Below are 705 nucleotides of genomic sequence, written 5' to 3'. Positions count from 1 at the left end.
TCCACATAAATCAACAGAGTGCCAAAATCAATAATAAGCTTAAAACATAGCCTAATAAAAAAGAACCAATCTTCCATAAAGGAGATTGGCTCTTATGATTACTATTTATAGTTCTTCACAGTTTTCTTCGAATTCTTTTTGTAGTCTTGCTACAACTGTTGCTGGATCGTAGCCTTCAATTTGGTGTCTTTCAATCATTGATACAATTTTTCCGTCTTTTAATAATGCAAAGGACGGTGAGGATGGTGGATAGCCTGTAAAATAACTGCGTGCTTTTTCTGTTGCTTCTTTATCTTGACCTGCAAAAACGGTAACAAGATTGTCTGGACGTTTATCATAATGAAGGGCATGAGCCGCTGCTGGGCGTGCAATGCCGCCAGCACAACCGCATACAGAATTAATCATTACTAAGGTTGTACCTTTTTGTTCAAGCGCTTCTTCAACCTCTTCAGGTGTTTTAAGTTCTTTATAACCAGCTGCCGCGATCTCATTACGTGCTTGAGTCACAACATCATTCATGAAAAAATTGAAATCCATGCTCATACTTTTCACTCCTAATTTATGTCGATATAACTATATGATAACAGTAAAAATGTGTTTTTTCCAAACGATAAAGATTATTTTTCTAAAAAAGACGACTGTCAACAATCAAAAGTTGTTACTTTTTTAGGCTGTGTAAATTTGGCTGTTGATTTGTGCTCCAGG

At 36.2% G+C, this 705-nt stretch carries 1 protein-coding gene; it reads right to left on the bottom strand.

Annotated elements, in window-relative coordinates; genetic code table 11:
- Window positions 1-105 precede the first annotated feature (105 nt).
- Window positions 106-543, bottom strand: coding sequence for a BrxA/BrxB family bacilliredoxin (locus CHI06_RS04245; RefSeq protein ID WP_095247184.1), 438 nt, complete (start codon window positions 541-543; stop codon window positions 106-108).
- Window positions 544-705: the final 162 nt, after the last annotated feature.

The sequence above is a fragment of the Bacillus sp. 7884-1 genome, assembly GCF_002272245.1.
Taxonomy (GTDB): Bacteria; Bacillota; Bacilli; order Bacillales; family Cytobacillaceae; genus Neobacillus.
The sequence above is the reverse complement of the archived record's forward strand: the minus strand, read 5'-3'. Positions and strand labels throughout refer to the sequence as shown.